At 71.6% G+C, this 23,033-nt stretch carries 22 protein-coding genes; 6 read left to right on the plus strand and 16 right to left on the minus strand.

Features of this window, described 5'->3' with window-relative positions:
* Window positions 1-63: 63 nt before the first annotated feature.
* A complete protein-coding gene (locus tag OG906_RS32280; RefSeq protein ID WP_329447573.1) occupies window positions 64-1,950 on the minus strand; it encodes an ATP-binding cassette domain-containing protein in 1,887 nt (628 codons plus the stop codon).
* Between the two features lie 608 nt (window positions 1,951-2,558).
* On the opposite strand from OG906_RS32280, the gene OG906_RS32285 reads away from it, so the two are divergent.
* Window positions 2,559-3,350 carry a TIGR04222 domain-containing membrane protein gene (locus OG906_RS32285; RefSeq protein ID WP_329447574.1) on the plus strand — a complete coding sequence of 264 codons (792 nt, stop codon included), beginning with the start codon at window positions 2,559-2,561 and terminating at the stop codon, window positions 3,348-3,350.
* Between the two features lie 40 nt (window positions 3,351-3,390).
* On the opposite strand, the gene OG906_RS32290 is transcribed toward OG906_RS32285, so the two are convergent.
* From OG906_RS32290 to OG906_RS32305, 4 genes are all read right to left on the minus strand, one after another.
* On the minus strand, window positions 3,391-3,609 hold the full coding sequence (locus OG906_RS32290) for a hypothetical protein (RefSeq protein WP_267797747.1): 219 nt from the start codon (window positions 3,607-3,609) through the stop codon (window positions 3,391-3,393).
* A gap of 227 nt (window positions 3,610-3,836) precedes the next feature.
* Entirely contained in the window at window positions 3,837-4,091 is a 255-nt protein-coding gene (locus OG906_RS32295; RefSeq protein ID WP_267797746.1) for a hypothetical protein, read from the minus strand.
* A gap of 210 nt (window positions 4,092-4,301) precedes the next feature.
* Window positions 4,302-4,721, minus strand: coding sequence for an SRPBCC family protein (locus OG906_RS32300; RefSeq protein WP_053682992.1), 420 nt, complete (start codon window positions 4,719-4,721; stop codon window positions 4,302-4,304).
* Window positions 4,722-4,842: 121 nt separating this feature from the next.
* Window positions 4,843-5,388, minus strand: a complete 546-nt coding sequence (locus OG906_RS32305) for a DM13 domain-containing protein (protein ID WP_329447575.1) — start codon at window positions 5,386-5,388, stop codon at window positions 4,843-4,845.
* 232 nt (window positions 5,389-5,620) lie between these two features.
* Here OG906_RS32305 and OG906_RS32310 point away from each other — a divergent pair, with 232 nt between their 5' ends.
* On the plus strand, window positions 5,621-6,310 hold the full coding sequence (locus OG906_RS32310; RefSeq protein WP_329447576.1) for a GNAT family N-acetyltransferase: 690 nt from the start codon (window positions 5,621-5,623) through the stop codon (window positions 6,308-6,310).
* 182 nt (window positions 6,311-6,492) lie between these two features.
* The gene (locus OG906_RS32315) at window positions 6,493-6,861 is read left to right on the plus strand and encodes a PRC-barrel domain-containing protein (RefSeq protein WP_267797743.1); all 369 of its coding nucleotides are present in this window, start codon (window positions 6,493-6,495) and stop codon (window positions 6,859-6,861) included.
* A gap of 87 nt (window positions 6,862-6,948) precedes the next feature.
* Here OG906_RS32315 and OG906_RS32320 read toward each other — a convergent pair whose 3' ends face one another.
* The 8 genes from OG906_RS32320 to OG906_RS32355 all read right to left on the minus strand — a co-directional run bounded on the left by OG906_RS32320 (window position 6,949) and on the right by OG906_RS32355 (window position 16,500).
* Window positions 6,949-9,048, minus strand: coding sequence for a xanthine dehydrogenase family protein molybdopterin-binding subunit (locus OG906_RS32320; RefSeq protein WP_329447577.1), 2,100 nt, complete (start codon window positions 9,046-9,048; stop codon window positions 6,949-6,951).
* Between the two features lie 41 nt (window positions 9,049-9,089).
* Window positions 9,090-10,109, minus strand: a complete 1,020-nt coding sequence (locus OG906_RS32325) for an FAD binding domain-containing protein (RefSeq protein ID WP_329447578.1) — start codon at window positions 10,107-10,109, stop codon at window positions 9,090-9,092.
* A complete protein-coding gene (locus OG906_RS32330) occupies window positions 10,106-10,846 on the minus strand; it encodes a 2Fe-2S iron-sulfur cluster-binding protein (RefSeq protein WP_443067430.1) in 741 nt (246 codons plus the stop codon). Before OG906_RS32330 ends, OG906_RS32325 begins: the two co-directional genes overlap by 4 nt.
* A gap of 120 nt (window positions 10,847-10,966) precedes the next feature.
* Window positions 10,967-11,431 (minus strand): hypothetical protein, encoded by a 465-nt coding sequence (locus OG906_RS32335; RefSeq protein WP_329447580.1) that lies wholly within the window; start codon window positions 11,429-11,431, stop codon window positions 10,967-10,969.
* Between the two features lie 169 nt (window positions 11,432-11,600).
* The gene (gene ppk2 / locus OG906_RS32340) at window positions 11,601-12,575 is read right to left on the minus strand and encodes a polyphosphate kinase 2 (RefSeq protein WP_385642776.1); all 975 of its coding nucleotides are present in this window, start codon (window positions 12,573-12,575) and stop codon (window positions 11,601-11,603) included.
* Between the two features lie 121 nt (window positions 12,576-12,696).
* Complete coding sequence (locus tag OG906_RS32345; RefSeq protein WP_053682982.1) at window positions 12,697-13,578, minus strand: geranyl diphosphate 2-C-methyltransferase; 882 nt, start codon at window positions 13,576-13,578, stop codon at window positions 12,697-12,699.
* Between the two features lie 14 nt (window positions 13,579-13,592).
* Complete coding sequence (locus OG906_RS32350; protein ID WP_329447581.1) at window positions 13,593-15,026, minus strand: family 2 encapsulin nanocompartment cargo protein terpene cyclase; 1,434 nt, start codon at window positions 15,024-15,026, stop codon at window positions 13,593-13,595.
* A 64-nt stretch (window positions 15,027-15,090) separates the two neighbouring features.
* Entirely contained in the window at window positions 15,091-16,500 is a 1,410-nt protein-coding gene (locus OG906_RS32355) for a family 2B encapsulin nanocompartment shell protein (protein ID WP_329447582.1), read from the minus strand.
* Between the two features lie 616 nt (window positions 16,501-17,116).
* Here OG906_RS32355 and OG906_RS32360 point away from each other — a divergent pair.
* The 3 genes from OG906_RS32360 to OG906_RS32370 are packed head-to-tail and all read left to right on the plus strand — an operon-like array spanning window position 17,117 to window position 20,681.
* On the plus strand, window positions 17,117-18,793 hold the full coding sequence (locus tag OG906_RS32360; RefSeq protein ID WP_329447583.1) for an FAD-dependent oxidoreductase: 1,677 nt from the start codon (window positions 17,117-17,119) through the stop codon (window positions 18,791-18,793).
* Window positions 18,790-20,313 carry an ATP-binding protein gene (locus tag OG906_RS32365; protein WP_329447584.1) on the plus strand — a complete coding sequence of 508 codons (1,524 nt, stop codon included), beginning with the start codon at window positions 18,790-18,792 and terminating at the stop codon, window positions 20,311-20,313. The genes OG906_RS32360 and OG906_RS32365 overlap by 4 nt, the downstream gene beginning before the upstream one ends.
* Window positions 20,310-20,681 (plus strand): UBP-type zinc finger domain-containing protein, encoded by a 372-nt coding sequence (locus tag OG906_RS32370; protein WP_443067431.1) that lies wholly within the window; start codon window positions 20,310-20,312, stop codon window positions 20,679-20,681. Before OG906_RS32365 ends, OG906_RS32370 begins: the two co-directional genes overlap by 4 nt.
* 119 nt (window positions 20,682-20,800) lie before the next feature.
* Here OG906_RS32370 and OG906_RS32375 read toward each other — a convergent pair whose 3' ends face one another.
* From OG906_RS32375 to OG906_RS32385, 3 genes are all read right to left on the minus strand, one after another.
* Window positions 20,801-21,073: a hypothetical protein gene (locus tag OG906_RS32375; RefSeq protein WP_329447585.1), complete on the minus strand. Its 273-nt coding sequence runs from the start codon at window positions 21,071-21,073 to the stop codon at window positions 20,801-20,803.
* A 234-nt stretch (window positions 21,074-21,307) separates the two neighbouring features.
* A complete protein-coding gene (locus tag OG906_RS32380) occupies window positions 21,308-21,925 on the minus strand; it encodes a TOPRIM nucleotidyl transferase/hydrolase domain-containing protein (protein ID WP_329447586.1) in 618 nt (205 codons plus the stop codon).
* 74 nt (window positions 21,926-21,999) lie between these two features.
* Window positions 22,000-22,797, minus strand: a complete 798-nt coding sequence (locus OG906_RS32385; protein ID WP_329447587.1) for a GNAT family N-acetyltransferase — start codon at window positions 22,795-22,797, stop codon at window positions 22,000-22,002.
* Window positions 22,798-23,033: the final 236 nt, after the last annotated feature.

A 23,033-nucleotide genomic window follows, 5' to 3' on the forward strand; every position in this document is an offset into this window, starting at 1 on the left:
GGCTCGGAACACGGGCGGCGTCAGGCTCCCGCCTCGCGGACCCCGGAGCTACACCTCACGAAGTCAGCGGTCCAGGGAGAGTGCGTACAACTCGTGGAACCGGCCCCCTTCCAGGTTTGCGAGCTCGTCGAAGGAACCCTGTTCCACGATCCGGCCGCCGTCCAGGACGACGATGCGGTCGGCCAGCCGGCAGTTCTCCAACCGGTGGGTGACGATCACCGTGATCCGGTCCTGCTTCATCTCCCGCAGGCCCGAGAACACCATGTGCTCCCCACGCGGATCCATCGCGCTCGTCGGCTCGTCCATGACCAGCAGGCCCGGCCTCCTGTGGAACGCCCGCCCACACGCCAGACGTTGCCACTGACCACCGGAGGGCTCGTGGCCGCCCCAGAACGAGCGGGCCAAAAGGGTGTCCAGACCGTTAGGGAACTCCTCGACGGCCGTCCGCATGCCCACGGCGTCCAGCGCGTCCCAGACGGCCCGCTCGCCGCGCGGATCGGGCCGGCCGAGCGTGATGTTCTCCCGCGCGGAGAACGGCCAGTGCCCGTACGACTGGGTGACGAGGCCGACGTGTTGCCAGGCGGTGCGCTGGTCGGCGTCGGAGGTCGGCACGCCGTCCCAGGCGACGGTGCCGGAGGTCGGGGCCGTCAGTGAGGTCAGCAGCCGGATCAGCGTGGACTTGCCCGCACCGTTCTCCCCGATCACGGCGACCACCTCGCCCCGCGACAGGGTGAGGGAGATCGGCCCGAGCGCCGGGCTGTCCTTGCCGGGGTAGGTGTAACCGGCCTCCTCCAGCCGGATCTTCTCCGGGGCGGACTCCATCACCTGTGGCCCGCGCGGCCCGGACTTCTCGGCGGCCTCCTCCACGAAGGCGGTGTAGTCACCGAGGTAGAGCGCGTGCTGGAACATGGCCGCCCCGTAGACGACGAGCTGCGAGAGGGCCGCGGTGGACGTCCGCATGGCCACGATCGCCGTGCCGGCGGCCGCGAGGGCCATGTACCCGCCGACGACGAGCCCGGCCAGCGCCCCGTAGGTCGCCACGACGAAGACACCGGAAGCCGTGGCGGCGATCAGGTGGACCACGAGGTAGCGGGGCGCCGAACCGACCATCCGGGAGTCGATCCGCTCACAGACGGCCGCGTACCAGTGGTGGGCGTACGGCCGCATGCCGTTGCCGCGCAGCTCGTCGGCGAGCTTCGGGGTGGTCAGGTGCCAGCGCATCATGTGCTTGATGTTGCGGGAGGCGATCGTCTGGTTGTGGAGGCGGTAGTCGAGGCGGGCGGCGTACACCGATCCGAGCCCGCGGGGCACCACCGACAGCAGGAGCAGCGGCAGCAGGACGGGATGGACCACGGCGAGCACGGACGCCACGGCGACCATGTCGATCAGGCCACCGGTGAACCCGAGGGCATCCTGGAGGAGCATGGCGGAGCGGGCGGATCCGGTCTCGGCGGCCTCCGAGCGCTCGGTGAAGTCGGGAGCGTCGTAGGCGGCGAGCTCGACGTCCATGTGCGCGTCGACCATCGCGAGGTCGGCGAGGGTGGCCATGCCGGGGTTGAGACGACGGGCCGCGCTGCCGGAGGCGAGCGAGGCCAGCGCGCCGAGCGCGGTCATCGCCGCGGCGACGACCAGGGGCCAGAACGCCTCCGTGATCCGATCCCGGACGCCGTCGCCCGCCAGGAGCGGCACCATCGCGCGGGAGACCGCCGCGAGGGCGGCCGCCGTGCAGATCCCGCCCAGGACCTGGGCGGCGATCAGCACGTGGAAGGCGGCGCGGTTGACGGCGAGGGCGAGTCGTGCGGTCTGCCGGAGGGCGGAGGGAACGCGGCGCGCCATCTGTCCGAGCGACAGCGCCTCCATGGTCTCGTTGTGCCGACCCCAGGTGTACGTGAACTCCGGAGGAGCCGGTGGCGCGGCGGTTTTCTCCGTCTCGACCTGCTGCTCGGACATCTCGATTCCCCTTCAACCAGGTTGACTTGGAGGCCGGTTCGCCCGCGTCCGCGCACGGAAGGCCGACCCGTCGCCGCGGTGTGCGGCGGGGCGGTCGTGTGGTCGCGGGGAACTGGAGGGAGTGAGTACAGCGCAGGCCGGCGGCCGGAGCAGCGGGATCTGGCCGACCTCGCGGGGACGGTCCCCTTGGTGTGGCAGCTGATCGTGTTCGGGTGCCGTCGGGCTGCCGGGCGTCGGCGGGGGAGAGGTTGGCCGGAATCGGCGGGTACGGGGGTCGCGTCCCCGGAAAGGGCTTGCGGCCCCGAAGAGCCCGCGCGGTACGGGACGCCCCGGCCCCCAAGCACACCGGCTCCCGCAGGTCAGGGGCGGTGGCCGGGCAGCCCCTGTCGGCAAGTCGCTGGCACAACCTCAAATGCTGCTCTGAACATGCTGGTTGAAGGATTCGAGTGCCTCGTGGACGGTCATCACCCCTGTGCGCCGCTCAGGGCGCCGGGCCGCATCGTGGGCCGCTTGCGACGGGGGAGAGTCATGAGTCGAGCAACAGGTCGGACGAGCGGCCCGCGCCGATCACGGAGCGTGTCGGGGGATCGGCGGAACGGCGTCGACCGATGAACACGACCGTGTTCCTCCTGGCGATCCACGTGGCCGTCATCGTCTCGTCCGTGCTGCTGATCGTCCGGTCGGCCAAGCTGCCCGGCCCGGGTCCGGTGGCGGGCGCGGACGGCGGTGTCCGGGATGCCTTGGAGGCGGCCTACCTGCGCGGGGGCCCCGGCCGGGCCGTGAACGCGGCGCTGGCGGGAATGTACGAGGACGGTCGGCTGCTCGTCGCCGGTCAGCGCGGCGACCGCGTCACGGTGGGCCGTGCGGCGGTCGCCCGCAACGCGATCGAGCGGGACGTACTGCGGGTGTCGGCCCGCACGAGCCGCGGGCCCGCCCTGCATCGCGCGATCGCACGCGGGCCGGCCGTCCGGGAGCTCGGCAACTCGCTTGCCGAGCGCGGGCTGTCGGTGTCGCCGCGCACCCTTCGGGTCCTCACGGCGTGGGCCGGCGGCCAGGTGGTGGGATGCCTGCTGGCGCTGCTCTCCGTGCTGATCGTGCCCGCGACCCTGCTGGGGGCGGATCCGGATGCCTTTGCACGGCCCGGGAGTCTCTTGACCGTGCTCGTTGCGTTCGTGGGCATCGTCGTGGGCTTCCAGCGGCGCCCCACCCGGTGGGATCGGGTGACGGACGCCGGGCGGCGAGCGGTGGGGGAGTTCGAGAGGGAGCACCCCCACACGACCTCGATGGTGCATCTCGTCGCCGCGTACGGGGCGACGGGCGTCACGGAGGAGATGCTGCGGCGCCAGTCGCGGAGCGCCGGCCGGGACGAAGGGCGATCCACGGCTGACGGCGGGACGTGATCGACCGCTGCCGCGCACTTCCTGGACGGAGACGAGAGGTCTAGCGTGCTCCCCATTCCGCGGGGCCGCCCCCTTGCCATTCGATGAGGCCCGCCCCGTAGGGGGCGACCTCGTCGGGGTCGAGTCCGGCCCGGCGCAGGAATTCGAGCACATCGGCGGGTCCGAGGGCGGTGCCGAGGATCTTTCCGTCGATGAGGACCCGACGTCCGCCGTGTTCGTCGGGCGGGTCCACGATCACGCGCAGTCCGTCTGTTGCCATGTCTCCAGGGTGCGGGGGAGCGCTCCCGCCGGCACGCCGGGAGCTCACCCCGCCCGCTGCCGGTGGCGATGGTTCGCGCGGAACAGGGGACCGGCGTGCGTCATGGTGACCGCGTCGTCACTCATGGTGAGCGGTCCTTCAGTGCGCCCGGGACGCGCGGGTGAGATCGGTGTGCGGGTGTACAAGTCGGGGGCCCCGCCGTCGGCAGGGCCCCCGGAATGCTCGTGTCAGTGACCGAAGCCGGTGAAGTGGCCGAACTCGGCGTGCTCGCGCTCGGCCTCGACCGCACACGCCTGGGTGAAGACCGGTCCGACGCGCGCCGGAATCGCCGCGGCCGAGGAGCAGTCGGACTGGAACCGCGACGCGCCTCCGGAGAAGTACTCTCCCTCGCCGCCCCCGCCGTTCGCCAGCGCGGCCCCGGCACCACCCAGCAGAATGCCGGCGGCGAGAACGGTCGCGGTCAGAGCGGAACGCATACGCATGATGACTCCCATGGATCTCGGAACGACGCGGTCACGAAGGGTGCCGCGTCCGACCCGAGAACGCTCCAAGCGTCCCACAGGCAATGGCGGATCACCCCAATGGCCCGACGTCCGACCTGAAGTATCGGTACTCCTCTACTCCGGACGGGCACATTCGCGGCACGGTCGGGCGTGTACCGGGTGGCCGGGGGCGCCCTCGTCCGGTCAGGCTCAGGCCCCTTGCTCGGCCATCCGCTGGAACTCGCCCAAGTCGTAGTTGGCCAGGGTCGAGTCGAGGTTGGTGAGCGCGCCCAGACGCTCCACGAAGCCCTTGGGGTCGTACTCGATCTGGAGCGTGACCCGGCTCTCCGTGTCGCTGAGGCGGTGGAAGGTGACCACACCCGCGTGGTGGACGCCCTCGGTCGTACGCCAGGCGATGCGTTCCTGCGGAATGACCTCGGTGAGTTCTGCCACGAAGCTCTTGTCCGCGCCCGGCAGGGACACCTGCCAGGCGAACGTGCGCGAGTCGATGCGCTCGACGTGCTTGACGTGACTGAGGAACGACGGCCAACGCTCGACGTCCTTCCAGAGCGCCCAACTCACCGCGACAGGTGCCTTGATGTCGACCGCTTCGAGCAATGAAGACGCCATGGTTCTCTTCTCCTCCGTGCGTTGCGGCTGGTCTCCCCTCCGTTACCCGGAAGATCCGGTTTCACCGCGGAGCGTGCGGGACGCACGGGGCGTGGAGTGCGGCGGCAGGGTGCACCAGCGTTCAGGCCCCGGCCAGTTCGGCCGCTCCGAAGGAGACGTCGAAGCGGTCGCACCAGATGGTGACGCTGCTGTAGTCGGAGAGGTTCAGCCCTTCGGGGATCGCGTAGTTCTGGTCGCCCTTGTTGCCCTTGAGCTTGCCCAGGCTGACGTGCTTGCCGTCATCGAACACGCGCCAGCCGCCCACTCCCTCCTTGACCGGGGCATCGGTCAGCCAGACCCGCAGGTCCGGACCGTTGCTGGTGTCGAGGTTCTCCAGGCGGAGCGTGCGGGATCCGTCGGGGAGGCGGATGAGCCTCGCCGTACCCGTGGTGGTGTGCTCGTGGCTGATCAGCGAGCCCTGGGCGAGGGTGCGCGGACCGGGGGCGGGACCGGAACCGGCGGCGGAGTCCGCGGAGTCCGCGGGGCCCGCCGTCGGGAGCGCCTCGCTGACGGTCTCGTTCTGCCAGAGCTTCCACGGCTGGAGCCAGTACAACCCGATCCCCAGCACCGCCCCGGCCACGATCACTGCCCCGGCGATCAGCCGTCCGCGCCGCTTCCTGTCTCCCACTGCCGCTCCCTCGTCGTGATCACTGTTGATCGGTACCCCCGCATTCAATGCGATGGAGGGCCCGCCCGGCGCGTCCGTGGTGATGACGAAATCCTTACGTGAGGACCTCGGGCCGCAGCCCTGACCCGTCGGCCGGGCGGTCGACGGGCCGTGGGGCCGTCCGGCAGGCATGACCGGCGTGTCCGTCGAAGCACGGCGGGGTGGGCCCGGTCGCACTGCCTACCGTGGCCCCATGAACGTACGTACAGTGCTGCCGTCCGCCGGGTACGGGATCCGGTGCGCGCGCCCCGCCGAATCGGGCGCGGTCGCCGCGCTCCTGGCCCGGTCCTTCGCCGACGACCCGGTCATGGCCTGGATGTTCCCCGAACCGTCCCACCGGGCGCGCAGGACCGCCCGCTTCTTCAAGCTGATCTCGCGGCAGCAACGTCCGCGCGCCGGCGCCGTCCGCGTGGCGGCCACCCGCGACGGCGAACTGCTGGCCGCCGCGCTCTGGTCGGGCCCGGGCCGCTGGCAGCCCTCCGCGGCGCGGGAACTGGCGGCCCTTCCCGGCTACGCGCTCACGTTCGGCGCACGAGGATTGCGGCGAGCGGCCGAGGTGGAGAACACCCTGCACGAAAGCCACCCCGAAGGACCCCACTGGTACCTGCCCACCCTGGGAACCGACCCGGCGTTCCAGGGCACGGGAGTCGGTTCGGCCCTCGTACGCGAGCAGTTGGCCCACTGCGACCGACTCGGCGAACCGGCCTACCTGGAGTCCAGCAAGCCCTCGAACGTCCCCTTCTACGAGAAGTTCGGGTTCCGCGTCACCGGCGAGATCCACCTGCCGGGCGGCGGGCCGACCCTCTGGCCGATGTGGCGCGTTCCCGGCTCCGAACCCGATCGCGAGCTCGCCCGACCCGCCTCCGTCCCGACCGAGGGCTGAACCCGCCCCATCGCGCGACGCACTCCACCCGTGTGGATCGGATCTTTGCGGGCAGGCGCCCTTTCGGCGGATCCGTGCCTCCCCGGTTCCCATCGTTCGCGGGCTTCGAGAGCCTCGACGACCTCGTGGGTTCCGGGAGGGAAGCGGCCGTCGCCACCGACAAGTGTGAAGGAGTTGTTCTCATGTCCGACAACGTGTGGGGTTACCGCGAGACGTCCGGCCGAACGGCCGGTGCCGACCTGACGGGTTACAAGGTCGAGGCCGCGGACGGCTCCATCGGCAAGGTGGACAAGCACTCCGACGAGGTCGGTTCCTCGTACCTCGTGGTCGACACCGGTCCCTGGATCTTCGGCAAGGAGGTCCTGCTGCCGGCCGGGACGATCAGCCGGATCGACGTGGAGGAGCGGAAGATCCATGTCGACCGGACCAAGGAGCAGATCAAGAACGCTCCCGAGTTCCACAGCGACAAGCACCTCGGCGACGCCGGCTACAACGAGCAGCTGGGTACGTACTACGGCACCGGCGCCCCCTTCGGCGGCCGACCCGCCTGACACCGGCCCGGCCCGCGAACACACGTGTGGGGGGCGTTCACCCCGTGGAGGGTGGACGCCCCCCACACGTGCGCCGGGAGGGCCGTCTCAGTCCCGTCGATCGAGCGCTGACAGGACGCGGTCGGGCGTCAAGGGAAGCTCGCGCAGGCGCCGACCCGTGGCGTGACTCACGGCGTTTCCGATGGCTGCCGCCGTCCCGACGATTCCGATCTCGCCGATGCCCTTGCTGCCCATCGGATTGAGGTGCTTGTCGTGTTCGTCGATCCAGTGCGCCTCCAGGACCGGCACGTCGGCGTGCGCCGGCACGTGGTAACCAGCCAGATCCCGCTCGGCGAAATCGCCGAACGCCGCGTCCACGGTGCTGTGTTCGGTCAACGCCATGCCGATCCCCATGACCATGCCGCCCTTGAACTGCGAACGCGCCGTACGCGGGTTGAGGATGCGCCCCGCCGCGAAGACACCCAGCAGACGGCGCACCCGAACCTCCCCGGTGACCGTGTCGACCCGTACCTCGGCGAAGTGCGCGCCGAAGGCGTGCCGGGCGTACGGGGACTTCTGCTTGGCCGACTGCGTGGTGTCCGCCGACGCGGACAACCCCTCGTCCGGCAGCGCACCCCGGTGGCGCTCCAGCCGCGCGGTCAGGGCCGCGCAGGCGTCGTGCACGGCCCACCCCCACGAGGCGGTGCCCGAGGAACCGCCGGCGAGCGGGGCGGCAGGCAGCCCCGTGTGCCCGATGGCGATCGACACGGAGTCGAGCGGCACCCCCAGGGCATCGGCGGCCACCTGGGCCAGCACCGTACGGGCTCCCGTTCCGATGTCGGTGGCGTTGACCTCGACGAGGTACCCACCCTCGGGGCGGGCGTGCGCGCGGGCGGTCGAGGGCGCGACGAGTACGGGATAGGTGGCCGCGGCGACGCCCGTCCCGACGAGGAACGGCCCGTCCCGGTGCGGAGCGCCGCGCCCGGCCCAGCCGAACCGCTCGGCGCCCTCGCGCAGACACTCCACCAGGTGACGGCTGCTGAAGGGACGACCGCTGTCGGGCTCCGTCGAGGGCTCGTTGCGCAGACGCAGCTCCACCGGGTCCATGCCGAGCGCATCGGCCAGCTCGTCCATCGCCGACTCCAGCGCGTACATGCCCGGCGCCTCCCCGGGCGCCCGCATCCAGGACGGGGTGGGCACGTCCAGGGCGACGGCGCGGTGAGTGGTGCGCACATCCGGTACCGCATACATGACACGGGCCGGCACGGCCGCCTGTTCCACGAACTCGCGGACGCGGGAGGTGTGGGTGGTGACCTCGTGCGTCAGCGCGGTGAGGGTGCCGTCCGCGCGGGCGCCCAGCCGGATCCGGTGCAGGGTCGGCGCGCGGTGACCGACCGTCGCGGGCAGGTGCCCGCGCGGAAGGGAGAGCTTGACGGGCCGGTCGCAGTGGCGCGCGGCCATCGCGGCCAGGACCACGTGCGGGCGCGGCGTGCCCTTGGAGCCGAACCCCCCGCCCACGTGCTCGGAGACGACGGTGACGTCCTCCTCGGGCAGCGCGAACAAGCCGGCCAGTGCCGACCGCACCGCACCGCCCCCCTGACAGGAGTCGTGGACGGTCAGGTGCCCGCGCCCGGCGTCCCAGTCGGCGGTCGCCGCGTGCGGTTCCATGGGGTGGTTGTGCAGCGGCGCCACCGCGTAGGCGCAATCGACCTGTACGGGCGCCGCCGACAGCGCCGCGTCCGGATCGCCCTGCTCCCGGTGGGCAGGGTGGCCGCCGTTCGCCTCCTGGGGGGTGTAGGCGTCCGGGTGGTCGGCGGTCAGGGTGACGTCGTGCGGTTCGCTCTCGTAGGTGATCCGGAGCGCGGACGCGGCCGCCCGCGCGCCCTCCAGCGTCTCGGCGACCGCGACGGCCACGTACCAGCCGCGGTGGGGGACCCGGGCGTCCTGGAGCAGCTGCAGCGTCGGGTCGTCCGACGGGCCCAGGCGGGGCGCGTTGTACGGGGACAGCACACCGATCACGCCCGGTACGGCCAAGGCGGCCTTGTCGTCGACGGCCGTGACGCGGCCGCGCACGATGGTGGCCGGCACGGGCCAGGCGTAGGCACAGCGGGGCGGCGTGTGCTCCGCGGCGTAGCGGGCGGTTCCCGTGACCTTCTCGCGCCCCTCCCGCCGGGGGGCGGGGCTGCCGAGGGCGGTGGTGGGGCACATGGCGGTTGCCTCTCCTGATCGGTGCGGGCGGGTCGGGCGGGTCAAGACGTTCGGGGGACGGGAGGCCGTTCGCCGGCCGCACGGACCAAGTCGCCGAGTACGTCGCAGGCCAGACGCCGGGCGAGGCCCACCTTGAACGCGTTGTCACGCAGCGGCCGGGCCCGGGCCAGCTCGGCCTCGACGGCCCCGCGTACGGCGTCGTCGGTGGGCTCGGCGCCGATCAGTCGCTCCTCGGCGGTCGTCGCACGCCAGGGCCGGTGGGCGAGACCGCCGAAGGCGAGCGAGACGTGTCGGACGCGGCCGTCGTCGAGTTCGAGGACGGCGGCCACCGAGGCCAGGGCGAAGGCGTACGAGGCCCGGTCACGGGCCTTGCGGTAGCGGGAGACGGCCCCGGTGGACGCGGGAGGCAGCACCACGGCGGTGATGATCTCTCCGGGCCGGATGACGGTGTCCCGCTCGGGCTCCTCGCCGGGCAGCCGGTGGAACTCCGTCGCCGCCACCCGCCGGGTGCCCTGCTCGCCCCCGTACAGCTCGATCTCGGCGTCGAGAGCGGCGAGGGCCACCGCCATGTCGGAGGGGTGCGTGGCGATGCACTGCTCCGAATGGCCGAGCACGGCGTGATCGCGGTGCACGCCGTCCCGGGCACCGCAGCCGGTACCGGGCTCGCGCTTGTTGCAGGGCTTGGACACGTCCTGGAAGTACGGACACCGGGTGCGCTGGAGCAGGTTCCCGCCGGTGGTGGCGACATTGCGCAACTGCCCCGACGCGCCGGCCAGCAGGGCCTGGGACAGCGCGGGGTACCGGGAGCGGACGAGGGGATGTGCGGCCAGGTCGCTGTTGGGCACGAGGGCTCCGACACGGAGCGCCCCCGCGGGCTGTTCCTCGACCTCGTGGAGGGGCAACCGGGTGAGGTCGATGAGGGTGCCCGGCGTCTCGACGTCGTGCTTCATGAGGTCGACGAGGTTGGTGCCGCCGCCGAGGTAGCGGGAGCCGGGGCGGCGCGCATAGGCGGCCGCGGCTTCCTGGAGGCTGGTGGCCCGTACGTACCCGAACGGCTTCACACGATCACGTCCGGGCGCGGGACGGGACTCGGGGCGGGACCCGGTGTGGTGCTCGGGACGGTGCTCTTCGCCGGGGCGGATCGGGCGCAGACGTCCGAGACGGCGTCGACGATCCCGTTGTAGGCCCCGCAGCGGCAGAGGTTGCCACTGAGCCGTTCCCTGATCTCCTCGGCACTGAGCTCGACAGGGCCCGTCGACGCCGCCACCGCCGGGTCGGTGACGTGCGAGGGATGGCCGGCGGCGGCTTCCCGGAGCACCCCGAGCGCGGAGCAGAGCTGGCCGGGGGTGCAGTAGCCGCACTGGAAGGCGTCGTGCTCCAGGAAGGCCTCCTGGAGCGGGTGCAGCGAGCCGTCGTCGTCGGCGAGTCCCTCGACGGTGGTGACCTCGGCTCCGTCCTGCGCCACGGCGAGCAACAGGCAGCTGTTGGCACGCCGACCGTCCACGAGGACGGTGCAGGCACCGCACTGGCCGTGGTCGCAGCCCTTCTTGGACCCGGTGAGGTCGAGCCGCTCGCGCAGGGCGTCGAGGAGGGTGGCCCGGTGGTCCACGTCGAGGACGTGATCCGAACCGTTGACGCGCAGCGCGATACGCGAGTGACGGGCATCGGCCGGATGGGTACCGGTCGGTGGGATGCCGGAAGCGACCTGGTCCGGGGGGTTGGTTCCGTGCGCAGCCACGACTGCCCTCCATGTCCGTTTACGGGCGGTACATCCCGTCGACTTCCCAGCCTCGGTCATCCCACACGCCCCGGCATCCGCGACAGTCACGACGGCTCGGCCCGCGACCGTCACGCATCCACGGCAGTCGCGACAGCCGGGGGCGTCGCGTGTCCGGCGCCCGCCGCGCACGCGACCCGCTCAGTCGGTCCCCGCGCTCTTCGGTCCCGGGGTGTGGGCCGGATGCCCCGTCGTGCGGCGCCGCGCCTTCAGCTCGGCCTCGAAGAGGTGGTCCCGGCCCTGCGCGAGATCGCGCACGATCTGCTGTTCGAGCTCGACGAAGGGGCGGTGGTACGTCGCGTCGTACGCCTCGATGATCTGGAACGTCCAGTGTCCGGGGATGACGTTGCGCCCGAGGATCTCGCGCCGGACCGCTTCCGCCTCGCGGTGGTGGCCCGCGAGGTGCAGGAGGCGGACGGCGTCGTCGAGTTCGAAGTCGGCCGTTCCGGTGAGCTGGTGGAAGCCGTAGAGGTGGCCGCGGGCCCGTTCCGTCGTCTCCAGCGCCTTGGACAGGGCTCCCAGCGCCTCCACCGTTTCGTCGCTGACTCCGCTCGGGCGATCGTGGCCCGAGTCGGGGGCGGTGCGGTCGTCATCGTGTTCGCTCATCCCAGGCGGCCCTTCGCATCGGCGGCGGTGCGCGCGGAGACGTACCCACACCTCCGCCTCTCTCCTTCCCGCCGACAGTAGGCACACCCAACGCTCCTCGCCGTTCACGACATGCGAGGGCGCCGGGTCCGACGGTCGACGGGACGTCGCCCACCAGGGGCGGTCGGGCTCAGCCCTCCGGGTGATCACCCCTGCGGCCACCCGGACGGGACAGCGGCGTCGGCGAGAGGTCGGTGTCCTCCTCGCCAGGCTCCAGCAGGGTCCCCGCCGCCCCCACGATGAGCGGATCGGGCTCCCCGATCGCGTCCGGGTCACGGCTGTCGTAGTCGAACCGCGAGAGCAGGCTCCGCATGGCCTCAAGCCTGCCGCGCCGCTTGTCATTGCTCTTCACCACGGTCCACGGCGCGTGCGTGGTGTCGGTGGCCCGGAACATGTCGACCTTCGCGGTCGTGTAGTCGTGCCACCTGTCCAGTGACTGGAGGTCGACGGGGGAGAGCTTCCACTGGCGCACCGGATCGACCTGGCGGATCGCGAAACGTGTGCGCTGCTCGGCCCGGGAGACCGAGAACCAGAACTTGACCAACAGGAGCCCGTCCTCCACCAGCATCCGCTCGAAGTCGGGGCACTGGCGGAGGAACAGTCGGTACTGGTCCTTCTCGCAGAAACCCATGACCCTCTCGACGCCGGCCCGGTTGTACCAGGACCGGTCGAAGAAGACGATCTCCCCGGCCGCGGGAAGGTGCGCGACATAGCGTTGGAAGTACCACTGGCCCGACTCGGTCTCGGTGGGCGTGCCCAGAGCGACCACCCGGGCACCTCGGGGGTTGAGCCGCTCGGTGAACCGCTTGATCGTGCCGCCCTTGCCCGCCGCGTCCCTGCCCTCGCAGACCACCACCAGCCGCCGGCCGCTCTCGCGGACCCAACGCTGCAACTTCAGCATCTCGATCTGCAGCACCCGCTTGCGCCGCTCGTACTCCGCCCGGCCGATCCTTTGGTCGTACGGGTAGTTCTCACGCCACGTCTCGATGGGCTTCCCGGCACCGTCGAGCAGCACGGGCTGCTCCGGCCGGGTCGCGTCCACCGTCAGACCCCGCAGCAGCCGCGGCGTCCCCTCGGTCCCGCTCTCCGTATCGTCCACACCCAGCCCGTGCCCACTTCTCGCCCGTCCACCCGTTCGCGGAACCTGATCCCGCACGGCCCGGTCACGGCCGTCGACGCCTCGCCGAAGGGCGCCCGCCCTTCCGCGAGGCGTCGACGCGTCGCTCTCAGACGCGGTCGGCCGCGATCAGGAGGTACTGGAACGAGCCGTCCTTGTAGGAGTTGATGAACGCCTCCTCGATGCCCGTGACCAGGGAGGACGTGGCGCGCGCCTCCCAGTAGGGCAGGGTCGCCGCGGTCAGGTCGACGACGGCCTGCGGTACGAGGCGGTTGTCGGCCATGGCGCGCATGTACTCCCGACGGGAGTGGATGTTGCACTCGAAGTGGGCGTTGATCTGGGAGACCCACTTCGAGGGCTGGCCGTAACGGGGGTTCCAGCACCCGGTGATCGTCACGTACCGGCCACCGACGGAGAGAACGCGGGAGTGCTCGGCGAAGAGGTCCTGGAGGTCGACGTACATGCTCGACTCGTTGTTCCACGAGGCGGCGGCGCGGCCCGTCTCGAAGGGCATGTCGAGCATGTTGCAGACACGGGCCTGGACGGACTGCTCGATGCCCAGCTCGCGGGCCCGCCGGTTCGCGAACTCGGCCTGCTTCGCGGACAGCGTGACGCCTTCGACGTCACAACCGAACCGCTGGTGGGCCATGACCATCGAGCCGCCGCGACCGCAGCCGGCGTCCACGAGCGTGTCGGTGTTCCCGATGGGACCGAGGTGGTCGAGGAGGACATTGGTCTGCGCGGACTCCAGGCGGTGGAGTTCGGCGATCAGCCTCTTCTCGTACTCGCCGTCGTCGGTGTCGCCGAGGGCCGCGTGGTCGACGTCGCCGATGCCGTAGTGGTGGTGGTAGAGCCCGTCCACATCGCCGAGGCGCAGGTTCACCGGCCGGGCCTCGTGGTCCCAGTAGCGGGCGATGTCACCCTGATAGGGCGTCGCCGGTCCGGGAACGAACGCGGAAGCGGGGGCGGTGCCGAGATCAATGCTGGTCACAGAGGAATCCGTCCTTACCAGAAGTCGGGCAGGCTGTAGCGGTAGGTGTTGGTCTGGTGCCAGTAGTGGTTGCCGTCGACCCAGGCGGCCACGCCCCGCAGGAAGCGCAGCAGGCCGGGGTCGGGCAGCGCGGAGGCCAGCTCGGCGGCGGCGCCCTCGAAGGAGCGCATGAGGTCGTTGTGGACCTCGACCGCCTTCAGGTAGGCGTCGCGGGCCGAGAGCCCCTCGCGTTCGGCGATCACCACGGGCAGGTTGAGGTGGAGTCCCGGCGCGGCGAGCTCCTTGGTGTACGAGTACAAGTCGTTGACGATGGTGGTGGCGTTGCCGGCGAGCGCGATGACCCGCTGCACGGCCGGCTGCGCGTGCAGGTCCGCCGGCAGTTCGTACCCGCCGACCGTGTCGGTGATGGTCGGGCAGGGGCGGAAGTTGTTGAACTGCCGCATCGCCAGGTACTCCCACACCTCCGGAACGTAATCCGTCTGCGCCCAGGCGGCCTCGGCGAGGTACCCCAGGTGCAGCCGGGCCATGTCGTGCCGGTACCGGTCGGCCTGGGAGGGGCTCGCCGCCCGCACGAAGTACTCCATGGCCGAGCGGTAGCCGCGCCGCGGGGCGTCGGAATGGAGCGACTCCGCCCACGCCGGCTGGTACTCGGTCGTCGTGTGGAGCGGGTCGAGGGCGGTGTGCGCCAGCAGGAGGCGCCCGCCGAGGCCGACGGGCGAGCCGCCGTGGTCCTCGCAGTAGCAGTCGTCGAGGGCGTTCTCGGCGGCCATCAGCCGGGTCGCGATCATCAGGTGGTCGACGGTCGGCGCGTCCGGATGGCAGGCGACCATGTACCGGCCCAGGGAGAATCCGTCGAACTGGTCCTCCCAGTCCGGGGGGAACAACTCGACCTCGTCCACCGCCCACGCCTTGATCCGTCGGCCGACCTCCTCGACCCGCACGGGATCGGGCTCCGGCACCGGGTGGTGGAGGAGACCGGGGATCGGAGTGCCCACGGCGGCCGGTTCGCAAGGAGCGGACGCCTCCTCGCGGCGGGTCGGATACAGCCCCGCCGTGCCCAGACCGCTGGGGCCGCCCAGGATCCGCCGCAGGGCGGGAGCACCGGTCCGCGCCGTGGCGGCGCCGGACCGCAGGAGGTCGGCCGCCGGGCCGACACCGGTCCCCTGATCGGGTACGGGCACGGGGGGCGCGGTGGGTGCGGCCCCTTCGGCGGGCACGGAGGCGGCGGGCAGGGAGACGGCGGGCAGGGAGACGGCGGGCAGGGTGGGGGGCGCGAACAGGACGGGCGCCGAAGGGAGCGGTCGCGCCGGAGGCGGGGCGGGCGCCGGCGGGACGGCGGGTCGGCCGCCGCCGAAGGCCTCGACGCCCCGGCCGTGACCGTGGGTCCCGAAGTGGACCGCGGCCGCGGGCAGGCTCGACTGCCGAGGGGAAGGCCCGGGGTCGGGCATCCGAGGCTCCTTGGTTCCTGGGTGAGGGGGCGGGCTGTTCCGGCTCTCGGACACGGTCGACGACCTAGCCGTGCCTGCGGGCGATCTGCACGTTCTCCAGGACACCGAGCGCGTCGGGCACCAGGATGGCCGCCGAGTAGTAGGTACTGACCAGGTAGGAGATGATCGACCGCTCGTCGATTCCCATGAACCGCACCGACAGGCCCGGCTCGTACTCCTCCGGCAGACCGGTCTGGTGCAGACCGATGACGCCCTGCTTGTCCTCACCGGTTCGCATCACGAGGATCGAGGTGGTGTTCTCCTTGCTGATGGGGATCTTGCTGCACGGCAGGATGGGAACCCCGCGCCAGGCCGGCACCTGCTGTCCGCCGAGGTCGACGTGATCCGGATACAGCCCGCGCGCGTTGAACTCGCGCCCGATCGCCGCGATCGCCTTGGGATGGGCGAGGAAGAACTTCGAGCCGCGGCGGCGGCAGAGCAACTCGTCGAGGTCGTCCGGGGTGGCGGGACCGGAATGGGTCTGGATCCGCTGCTTGAACGCGGCGTTGTGGAGCAGACCGAACTCCCGATTGTTGATCAACTCGTGTTCCTGGCGCTCCCGCAGCGCCTCGATGACGAGCCTGAGCTGCTCCTCGGTCTGGTTCATCGGCTCGTTGTAGAGGTCGGCGACCCTGGTGTGGACCCGCAGGACGGTCTGGGCGATGGAGAGCTCGTACTCGCGCGGGTTCAGTTCGTAGTCCACGAAGGCACCGGGCAGTTCGGCCTCGCCGGTGTGGCCGGCCGACATCGCGATCTCGGCCTCGCCGTGACGGTTCTGCCGTTGCAGCGGAAGGGACGCGAACCGCTGGACGTGGGCCTGGAGATGCGGCGCCGTGCCGAGTACGGCGTCGAAGTCCGCGCGCGACAGGGTGAGAAGGGTGCCCGAGGTCTCGGCGGTGGCGGTGTGGTCCCACAGCGCGTCGGCGTCCAACAGGGCGTGCTCGCCGAACCGGTCGCCGTCGGCCAGTACGGCGAGTTCGACCTCGTCACCGTACTTGCCCACGGACTTCTGCCCGACCCGACCATGGGCGATCAGATGGATCTCCCCCGCCGGAGTACCGCGCTCGACCAACACCTCTCCGGCACGGAAGTCACGCTGGACACAACGGCCGGCGAGGGCGGTCAGTACGTCCACGTCGTCGAAGTCGCGCAGCAGGGCGAGTTCGCCCAACTCGCGGGGGATCACCCGGACGTGGGCCCCGTCCTGGACGAACTCGATGCGCCCGTCACCGACCGTGTAACTCAGCCGACGGTTCACCCGATACGTGCCGCCCTTGGTCTCCACCCAGGGGAGCATCCTCAGCAGCCACCGGGAGGTGATCTCCTGCATCTGAGGGGCGGACTTGGTCGTGGTGGCAAGGTTGCGGGCGGCGGCCGTGCCCAGGCTGCTCTGCCGGGGTTGCGACTGCGCCTCGGGGCTCGTGTCCACGGTCATCGGGCGGGCTCTCCTTCGGAAGGGCGGTGCGTCGGCGCGTGTCCACGTCACCGGTGAAAGAAGAAAAAGGGGGGCGAAAGGGGGGCGAATATGCGGGCAATCCGCCCGGATCCATGAGCACGCTAACGGTCGGTGCACCCGATCGGCCCCCGAAAGCCAGGGGTGTTACCTCGATGCGGTGATCTGTCCCGCAAGGGTGTTTGCGGCTCCCACCCGTGGTGTTTCGGACCTGGCCGACCAGGGCGCGAGCGCGTGGCACGGCCCCGGGCGCCGGACTCGGAGTCGACCGCCCGCGCGGGACGAGGCGAGGTCAGCCGGGCGCCACGCCGACGACGACGGCGGCCGCGTGCCGGTCCGTGCGGTGCTGTCCGCCGCCCGGGGGAGGGTCGGGTTTTCGGCCAGGCCGAGCGCCTGACCGCGCCTGACAGTGCCTGGCGGGACCGAACGGGGCCTCGCGGCCCGCGGGGGCGCCTTTTGACCGTGCGCGTCCCGATGCGTACCGGGAGTGCACGGTGTGCGGTGTCCCGGGGCGACCCCGGACGATCGAACATACGATGGGCGGGAACCGGCGCGGGCGGCTTGCCGTGCCCCTGGGACTCGGGGTGGAAGAGGACGTATGGCAGAGGTGGCCGAGACAGCGCGGACCGTCATCCTGACCGTGGACGACGACCCGGGGGTGTCCCGTGCCATCGCCCGTGACCTGCGGCGCCGCTACGGCGCCTCGTACCGGATCGTGCGCGCCGAATCCGGCGAGTCCGCGCTGGAGGCGCTGCGCGAGCTGAAGCTGCGCGGCGACCTGGTGGCCGTGATCCTGGCCGACTACCGCATGCCGCAGATGAACGGCATCGAGTTCCTCGAACAGGCCCTGAGCGTGTACCCGGGCGCGCGGCGCGTGCTGCTGACCGCGTACGCCGACACCAACGCGGCGATCGACGCGATCAACGTCGTCGACCTCGACCACTACCTGCTCAAGCCGTGGGACCCACCGGAGGAGAAGCTCTACCCGGTCATCGACGACCTGCTGGTGGCCTGGCGCTCCAGCGACCACAAGCCGGTGCCCGCCACCAAGGTGATCGGGCACCGCTGGTCGGCGCGCTCCTCCGACGTGCGGGAGTTCCTGGCCCGCAACCAGGTGCCCTACCGCTGGTACTCCTCCGACGAGCCCGAGGGGCGGCGGCTGCTGGAGGCGGCCGGGGCCGACGGGCAGCGCCTCCCGCTGGTGGTCACCCCGGACGGTGGCGTGCTGATCGAGCCGGAGGCGACCGAGCTGGCGGCCCGGGTGGGGCTCGCGACGACGCCGGCCGCCGACTTCTACGACCTCGTCGTGATCGGGGGCGGCCCGGCCGGGCTGGGCTCGGCCGTGTACGGGGCCTCCGAGGGGCTGCGCACGGTACTGGTCGAGCGATCCGCGACCGGCGGGCAGGCCGGGCAGAGTTCCCGCATCGAGAACTACCTCGGCTTCCCGGACGGCGTGTCGGGCGCGCAGCTCACGGATCGCGCCCGTCGCCAGGCCGGCCGGTTCGGGGCCGAGATCCTCACCGCGCGCGAGGTCACGGGGCTGGAGGTCAACGGTTCGGCGCGCGTCGTGCGGTTCTCCGACGGTTCGACGATCGCCGCGCACAGCGTCATCCTGGCGACCGGGGTGTCGTACCGGCAGCTCAGGGCTCCCGGCTGCGACGACCTGACCGGCTGCGGCGTGTACTACGGCTCCTCGCTCACCGAGGCCGCCTCCTGCCTGGAGCAGGACGTGTACATCGTCGGCGGCGCCAACTCCGCCGGGCAGGCGGCGATGTACCTGGCGCGGGGTGCGAAGTCGGTGATACTGCTGGTGCGCGGCGAGTCCCTGACCGCGTCGATGTCCCACTACCTGATCCAGCAGATCGAAGAGGCGCCGAACATCACGGTGCGCACCCGGACCGTCGTCGAGGCCGCGCACGGCGACGGACACCTGGAGCAGTTGACGCTCCGGGACGTGGACAGCGGCGTGACCGAACTCGTCGACGCACAGTGGATGTTCGTCTTCATCGGCGCGGCACCGCTGACCGACTGGCTGGACGGCACGGTGCTGCGCGACGAACACGGCTTCATCCTGGCCGGGCCGGACCTCACGCCGGACGGGCGACCGCCGGCCGAGTGGGAACTGGACCGGTCGCCCTACCACCTGGAGACCAACGTTCCCGGCGTCTTCGTGGCGGGCGACGCGCGCGCCCGGTCCGCGAAGCGCGTCGCGTCCGCCGTCGGAGAGGGAGCCATGGCCGTGATGCTCGTCCACCGCTACCTGGAGCAGTCATGAGCGGGCAGATGCTGCCCTGCAGCCCGCAGGAGATCGCGTCCCTGTTCCTCTTCGAAAAGCTCTCACCGGAGCAACTCGGGCGGCTGTGCGGCGAGGGGCGGGTGGAGCGGTTCGAGCCCGGCCCGGTGTACACCGAGGGCGACCCGGCCACCTGCTTCTACGTGATGATCGAAGGCACCGTCGTGCTGTCCCGCCGGGTCGGCGGTGACGACGTCGAGGTGAGCCGCACCTCCCAGCGCGGTGTGTACTCGGGAGCCATGCAGGCCTACCTCGGCGACCGGGTACCGCAGACGTACAACAACTCGATGCGCGTGACGGAACCGACCCGCTTCTTCGTGCTGCCCGCGCAGTCGTTCGCGGACGTCATGCAGGAATGGTTCCCGATGGCCGCCCACCTGCTGGAGGGGCTCTTCTTCGGTTCGAAGAACACCCAGCGGGCCATCGGGCAGCGCGAACGGCTGCTGGCGCTCGGTTCGTTGTCCGCCGGACTCACCCACGAGCTCAACAACCCGGCCGCCGCCGCCGTCCGGGCCACCGCGACGCTGCGCGAACGGGTGGGCAAGATGCGGCACAAGCTGGCGGTCATCGCCCAGGGCCCCTACTCCCGCGAGGCACTGGCGGACCTCATCGAGATCCAGGACCGCACCGCCGAACGGGTCGCCAAGGCACCGGTGTTGAGCCCCCTGGAGGCATCCGACCGTGAGGACGAACTCGCCGACTGGCTCGACGACCACGGCATCCCGGAGGGGTGGCGCATCGCACCGACCTTCGTGCAGGCCGGCCTCGACATCGACTGGCTGGAGCAGGTCGCGGCGACCGTCGCCGAGGACGTCCTGCCCGGGGCGATCGGCTGGCTCAACTACACCGTCGAGACCGAGCTGTTGATGGACGAGATCGACGACTCCACCACCCGCATCTCCCACCTGGTGGACGCCGCCAAGCAGTACTCCCAGCTCGACCGGGCACCGCACCGCGTCGTCGACGTACACGAACTCCTCGACAGCACCCTGCTGATGCTGTCCGGCAAGATCGGTCCCCGGGTCCGCGTCGTCAAGGAGTACGACCGCTCCGTGCCGGACGTGCCCGCCTATCCCGCGGAACTTAACCAGGTGTGGACCAACCTCATCGACAACGCCGTCTTCGCCATTGACAGCACCGGCAGTGACGGCACACTGACGGTGCGCACGGCACGGGAGGGGGACCGGCTGCTCGTGGAGTTCCGCGATACCGGCCCCGGGATCCCCGCGGACATCCGCAGCCGCATCTTCGACCCCTTCTTCACGACCAAACCGGTCGGTGAAGGCACGGGGCTCGGCCTGGACATCTCCTGGCGGATCGTCGTGAGCAAGCACCACGGAAGCCTCCACGTCGAGTCCGAACCGGGCGACACCCGCTTCCAGGTGCTGCTGCCCCTGACCGCCCCGGAAACCGGGACGGAAGCCGAGACCGGAACCGACACCGAGACCGACACCGAGACCGACACGAAGACCGACACCGAGAGCACCGAGGAGACGGCATGAGCGGAACCGGCGGAATCGACGGAATCGACGGAATCGACCCGAGTGTCGCGCCCTCGGGCACGGGCTGTGTCGACTGCGACGCCGCGGGCGGCTGGTGGGTCCACCTGCGCCGCTGCGCCCAGTGCGGCCACATCGGCTGCTGCGACTCCTCACCCGCCCAGCACGCCACCGCCCACTGGAAGTCCACCGGTCACCCCGTGGTGCAGAGCTTCGAGCCGGGCGAGGAGTGGTTCTGGGACTACGCCAAGAACGCCCTGTACGAGTCCGGGCCCGAGCTGGCGCCGCCCGGCGACCACCCGGCGGACCAGCCGGCGCCGGGCCCGGCCGGTCGGGTCCCGCAGGACTGGCAGCAGCGGCTGCACGACTGAACGGCTCTTCCCACCCGTCCCGAGCGGCTACACCGAAGACAACGGGCGGCCCCGCACACACCTTCGTGCGCGGGGCCGCCCGCCGGTTCTCGCCGGTTCGTACAGGGAGTCGCCGAGCCCTACTGGGGGGCCACCCGGCAGGCGGAGACCGCGGTCCCGTTGGTCACGCCGCCCGCGGTCAGGCCGGAGACGCACTGTGCGTGGTCGCCGGTCAGGCCGACGTAACAAGCCATCCGGATCGAATCCGGGGCTTCGCCGCCCTGGAGTTCCCGCTCGACCTGGTTGATGCAGGCCGTGACGTCCGCGTGGGCGGCGGGGGCGATGAAGCCCGCTCCGCCGAGCGCGAGGGTCAGGCCGGCGAGGACACCTGCGAATCGGGTCGACGCGCGCATGGGACGCACCTGCTCTCCGGGATGATCGCGCGGCCCGGAACCTGGATGTCCCGGATCCGCGGTGGGAACGGTGCCGAGCGGATGCGGCCGACGTGCGGCCACCGGGCCCGGGCTCCCGCACCGGACCGGCCCGGCAGGGCCTTCCCCTCCCCTTTCGACGCTAGAGCAGCCCCCTGGGAGGCGCATCCGCTGGCGTGCGGCACCCCGTACGGTGACCATGCCGGAGCGCGTGGGTCACAGGCTCTTCAGGAGGTCGTCGAGCGGGGCCGGTACCTGCCCGGGGCCGAGGGCCTCGACGAGGAGGCGGCCGTAGCGGATCTTGCGACCCTTCTTCGTGCCGAGGAAGCGCCGCAACTGCCGATGCCGAGGTCGATCGTGCTGGGCGGGCTGGCGCAGGAAGGTCTGCCAGGCACGGAGGTCGTCCTCGCCCCGCACGATCTCCTCGACCCCGGCCGTGCCCAGCGCGCGGATGAGCTCCTCCTCCAGGTCCGCCACGCACACGAAGACGTCCCGGTTCGGCGCCCCCGCCCGCTCCCATCCGCGCTCGTAGAAGGGCTGTTCGCGCTCGTCGCACAGTCCCGTGAGGCGCAGGTCCAGGCCGGGTGGTCCGAGGAGGCCGGCGTAGCGGCCGACGCTCATCGCCCCGCCCATCGACACGACGCACACTCCCTCGGCGGCGAGGTCCCGGCCACGTTGCACGGCCAGCGCCTCGACGGCCGCGAGGTCGCTCGGGCCTTCCAGGAGCACTGCGGTCCGCAACCCCAGGAGCGTCGCCAGTTCACGCGCCGGCCCGCCGGGCCCGCCGTTCGCCCAGTCGTCCACCGCGTTCCGGAATGCATGTATGTCCGCCATGGGGCGAGTCTGCTCTGTTCCCGACGACGCGGCACGCGATATTCCGCGCCCCTCGACGAACGGCCTCCGCCGCGTCAGCCGGTCGCCGCCCGCGCGGTGAAGGTGGCCTCGGCGAACTCGGTGACGTCGGTGAAGCCGAGCCTGCGGTAGAGCCCGACGGCCGTGGCGTTGTCGGCCCGGACGTTCAGCCCGATGTGGTCCACGGTCGTCCCCAGCTGCCGGCACAGCGCGGCGACGCACGCCCCGCCCGCGCCCTGCCCGCGCACCTCGGGATGCGTGGTGACGTTCCCGATCGCCGCGACCCGGTAGGTGGCCGAGTGGACGTGGACGCCCGCGACGGCCACCAACCGCCCGTCCTGCCGGGCACCCAGGTACTGACCGGTGTCGAGCATCCGGTGGTCGAACCAGTTGCCCGGGTAGGCCTGCTCGAACAGCGCGAGCAACTCCGGCAGGTCGCCGCGGTCCAGCGGGGCGGGCCGCCACGGACCGTCCGGGTGCCGAGCGGCGCGGTCGGGGTCCGTGAGCGCCATGCGCAGCAGGGTGCCGTGGGGCCGTACCTCGTACGCCGCCTCCAGCACCTTGCCGGCGGCTCCCGTGAGGTGCCCGAAGAAGCGCCGGGGGAGGACCGGCAGCAGCGCCTCGGCCAGTTCCTCCAGCCGGGCGTCCTCCTCCGGGCGGGCGAAGGCCAGTACGGTCGGGATGTCGCCGACCGAGTACACCAACGCGACCGGGCCGTCCTGCGACACCGTGTACCAACTGGTGTGCGGCCACAACAGGTCGTCGAGGTCGCCGAGTTCCATCAGGTGCATCGCCGGGTCGCGCCGGAAGCGCTCGACCAGGGCGGGTCGGTCGTGAAGACTGTGCAAGGTCACCCGCCCAGCCTACGGCGAGGTTCCGCCCCGGCCGCCGCCAGGGCCCTGCCGAACCCGGACCCGGACCCTGGCACTGAGCGTCCGAGGCCGGCGCCGACGGGACACCGACGTCGCGTACCTCTTCGCGCCGCTTCCCTTGTCACATGCGCCTCGGGGCACGCACAACTGCTCCATGACGGTGAACGTCGTGGGCGGCGGACGGGACATCCGGGTGGGTGTCCGCGCACCGCGCCGCG

It is taken from the genome of Streptomyces sp. NBC_01426 (assembly GCF_036231985.1).
Lineage (GTDB): Bacteria > Actinomycetota > Actinomycetes > Streptomycetales > Streptomycetaceae > Streptomyces.